The following is a 1772-nucleotide window of genomic DNA, read 5'->3' on the forward strand; positions in this document are numbered from 1 at the left end:
GGGGGGGGACATCCTGTTGCGTAGCTTGCCGGAGCAACAGGGCAAACAATGCGAAGCAACCTTGTTTTTTAACTATTGCCACCCACGAGTGAACTGACTGCTGGATAAGTGCGATCGCGGCACAACGAATCATGTCTGTAAAGAACTGCGATCACCCCCTCATTCCACCACACCCAACAACATCAAAATATCCCGCACTGGTGCATTGAAAATTCTTTGTAGGTTTCTCTCTTACTGATGCGATCGCTGTCATTTCGCACAAAGTTATTGTTTGAATTTAGAGAAGACTTTTTGGTTAGTATGGTATCTTTACAGTCTGTTTAATCAATAAGTTATAAAATTGTGGATGAAAGAAACCCTCTACCTGTTCGCAGCAAGTAGAGGGCTGTGCTGAAACTAAACTTTGATTATCGAATAGCCGTCATGTAATTAAACATGGCGGTTATTGATTTTGATTTGGGATTAAATAGCCGATAAATGCACCGATGCTTACCTTAGCTACATCGAGGAATGCAGGGCGACTATTTACATCAATGATTGAAAATCCGATCAGGCCAAACAGGGAAACAATTACAACCAGTCCTAATATTAATTCCCTAAAGTTGGGGTTAAAATTGTGTTGCGCCATAGACTTCGTACCCACCAATTTAAAATTTGGTATACGATGCCTAATTTCAATTAATACCATACAATTGGGAATATATCAATAGGGAGAAAAGCACTCTGCGGTATTGCCACTCTGGGTTAATATAAAACGTAAACAATTAGTTCAAAACTACATATGATAGAGCCTACAAGTATTTTTGGCTTATACAAAGATGCTAAAGAACTTGGCAACAGTTTTGATAAGTTATTTAACGAAATATTTCACGACGGTAAAGGCTATTTAGGTGAGGTTTTTGTACAAGATAACAAAGGTCGTTTATGTGAAATAAAGATTCGTTATACAGGAGATAGAGGGTGCTACCTGAAAATTAAATCAAAATCTGGTAGTTCAAAAAAAGTGCGAGCAACAGCAGACGGTTATAAAGACTATTTGAGAATTACCCCAAATGAGTGGGAAATTTTCTATCGACTTGCAGCAGAACCAAATAATCAACAGCTTTATGATGAAGCTAAAAGAATTTTAACTCGATTATTTTGAGACAAGCCATAACATAATTTATACACAAATATATTTTGAGTAACTTAGTTCCACTATGCTTACTTTACCTGTTAAGCAAGTAGCGGTTACTATATTTTGGAGTCTAGTTAATGATGCTATTGGTGAACAAGTTCATAAAATAGGAATTATTGGAGTTTTTGATTTTATACAGGTTTCAACAGGCAATGTTAATCTTTATTCACCTGAAGAAGTAGTGGAGATAGCAATCAATACATGCATTAGAAAAGACAGAGATAACCAACTAAACTACTTTCCCCAATGCTGTCTCAAGGCGGGTGGTGAATTTAACAGGTGCGATCGCTTTGCTTGAGTAAAATACAGTGGGTTTTTTGGGAGCATGTTGGAAGGAGTGCGATCGCAGTTATTTTCGGCAAAGTCAAAGTCCGCGCTCGCATACTACCTAACACCAATCTCGTTAACAATTTTTCGATTGCTGTACCATCAATCTTAAGACTGCAAGTATTCAAGTAAAGTTGCAGCGTAAAGTTCTGGGTCACGTAGGTACATTAGAGCATTGCTATTGAGAACCTTTGTAGTCGCGTGTGGAACTAACTGGGCTGTATCCTCAATAAAAGGCGTAAACATGGTATCGTCCTTAGCCCACATC

The 1772-nt window shown here is 38.2% G+C and carries 3 protein-coding genes; 2 read left to right on the plus strand and 1 reads right to left on the minus strand.

The annotated features are described in order from the left end of the window. Positions 1-442: 442 nt before the first annotated feature. Positions 443-628 carry a hypothetical protein gene (locus tag B4U84_RS30115; protein WP_207391054.1) on the minus strand — a complete coding sequence of 62 codons (186 nt, stop codon included), beginning with the start codon at positions 626-628 and terminating at the stop codon, positions 443-445. Between the two features lie 153 nt (positions 629-781). Here B4U84_RS30115 and B4U84_RS30120 point away from each other — a divergent pair, with 153 nt between their 5' ends. Together B4U84_RS30120 and B4U84_RS30125 are read left to right on the plus strand one after the other, a co-directional pair. After that, entirely contained in the window at positions 782-1144 is a 363-nt protein-coding gene (locus B4U84_RS30120) for a hypothetical protein (RefSeq protein WP_131121659.1), read from the plus strand. A gap of 55 nt (positions 1145-1199) precedes the next feature. Beyond that, positions 1200-1475, plus strand: a complete 276-nt coding sequence (locus tag B4U84_RS30125) for a hypothetical protein (protein ID WP_131121660.1) — start codon at positions 1200-1202, stop codon at positions 1473-1475. The last annotated feature ends 297 nt before the right edge of the window (positions 1476-1772 follow it).

The sequence above is a fragment of the Westiellopsis prolifica IICB1 genome, assembly GCF_004323185.1.
Lineage (GTDB): Bacteria > Cyanobacteriota > Cyanobacteriia > Cyanobacteriales > Nostocaceae > Pelatocladus > Pelatocladus prolificus_A.